The following is a 2,045-nucleotide window of genomic DNA, read 5'->3' as shown; positions in this document are numbered from 1 at the left end:
ACGCGCTGCTGGGAGGGACCGTTCGGCGCCGTCAGACCATTGCTCGCACCATCCTGATTGATCGCCGAACCCCGCACGACCGCCAGCACCGGGTGACCGTTCTTCCGGGCATCGGACAGCCGCTCCACCAGCAGCATGCCCACACCCTCACCCCAGCCGGTACCGTCCGCACCCGCCGCGAACGCCTTGCACCGGCCATCGACCGAAAGACCACGCTGCCGGCTGAAATCAACGAACGTCTCCGGCGTGGCCATCACCGCCACACCACCAGCCAACGCCAGATCACACTCACCACTGCGCAACGCCTGAGCCGCCAGATGCAACGCCACCAACGACGACGAACACGCCGTGTCCACCGTCACCGCAGGACCCTCGAGCCCCAACGTGTACGCCACCCGACCAGACGCGATACTCCCCGCATTCCCGGTCCCGATGTACCCCTCGACCCCCTCCGGGAACTCCACCAGCCCCGCCAGATAGTCGTGATACATCACCCCCGCGAACACACCCGTACGACTCCCCCGCACCGACGTCGGATCGATCCCCGCCCGCTCCAACGCCTCCCACGACGTCTCCAGCAGCAACCGCTGCTGCGGATCCATCGCCAACGCCTCACGCGGACTGATCCCGAAGAACGCCGGATCGAACTCCCCCGCCCCATGCAGGAAACCACCCTGCCGCGTGTACGACGTCCCCGCATGATCCGGATCCGGGTGATACAACCCCTCCAGATCCCAGCCCCGATCCGACGGGAACGACGACACACCATCCCCGCCACCAGCCACCAGCCGCCACAAATCCTCCGGAGACTCCACACCCCCGGGAAAACGACAGCTCATCCCCACAATCGCGACCAGATCATCCCCGACGACCCGCCCACCAACACCCACAGCACCGGCAGCGGGAACCACAGCCTGCGGACCCTCCGGCCCCACCAACTCATCCCGCAGATACCGCGCCAGATCACCCGGCGTCGGATAATCGAACACCAACGTCGCCGGCAACCGCAGCCCCGTAACCGACCTCAAGTCATTACGCAGCTCCACCGCCGTCAACGAATCAAAACCCAACTCCTTGAACGCCCGACCGGGTTCGACGAGATCGGCGCGGCTGTAACCAAGCACTGCGGCGACACGTTCACATACCAGGTCGACCAGGAGCCGTTCGCGATCGACGTGCGTCAGGCCGAGGAGGCGCTGGGCGAGCGAACCGCCGTCCGCGGAGACCTCGGGGCCACCGGCAGCCCGGCGTACCGGCGTCCGTACCAGGCCGCGCAGCAGTGCCGGGACCGTCCCGGTGGCCGCCGTCTCGGCCCGCAGCGCCGCCAGGTCCAGCCGCATCGGCAGCAGCACCGCCTCGTCCACCCCCACCGCCGTGTCGAAGAGCGCCAGGCCCTCCTCCGACGACAGCGGCAGCACGCCACCCCGGGCGATGCGGCGCAGATCGACGTCATCCAGCTCGCCGGTCATGCCGCTGGCTTCGGCCCACAGACCCCACGCCAGCGCACTCGCCGACAGCCCCTCAGCCCGACGACGCTGCGCCAACCCCTCCAAGAACGCGTTCGCCGCCGCATAGTTCCCCTGCCCAGCAGCACCGAAGACCGCCGCCGCACCCGAGAACAACACGAACGCCGACAACCCGGCATCCCGCGTCAACTCATCCAGCAGCAACGCCGCATCCACCTTCGGACGCAACACCGCATCCACCCGCTCAGGTGTCAACGACGACAACACACCGTCATCCAGCACACCCGCCGCATGCACCACAGCACACAACGGACGCTCAGCCGGCACCGACGCCAACACCTCGGCCAACGCCTCGCGATCCGCCACATCACAAGCGACGAGCGTCGCTTCCGCACCCAACTCACCCAACTGTGCGACCAGTTCGTCAGCACCGTCTGCGGCCATTCCCCGCCGACTGGTCAGCAGCAGGTGTCGTACGCCGTGCTCGGCGACCAGATGCCGGGCCACCAACGCACCCAACGTCCCCGTCGCACCCGTGACCAGCACCGTGCCCCCGACACCCTCAGCACCCACAGCACC

The 2,045-nt window shown here is 67.9% G+C and carries 1 pseudogene; it reads right to left on the bottom strand.

What is annotated here, in order from left to right:
- Window positions 1–2,018 (bottom strand): annotated as a pseudogene (locus LMU33_RS40700) (type I polyketide synthase); the annotation flags it as partial.
- Window positions 2,019–2,045: the final 27 nt, after the last annotated feature.

Origin of the sequence: Streptomyces barringtoniae (genome assembly GCF_020819595.1) — a bacterium.
GTDB lineage: Bacteria > Actinomycetota > Actinomycetes > Streptomycetales > Streptomycetaceae > Streptomyces > Streptomyces barringtoniae.
This window is presented reverse-complemented; position numbering and strand designations above follow the sequence as displayed.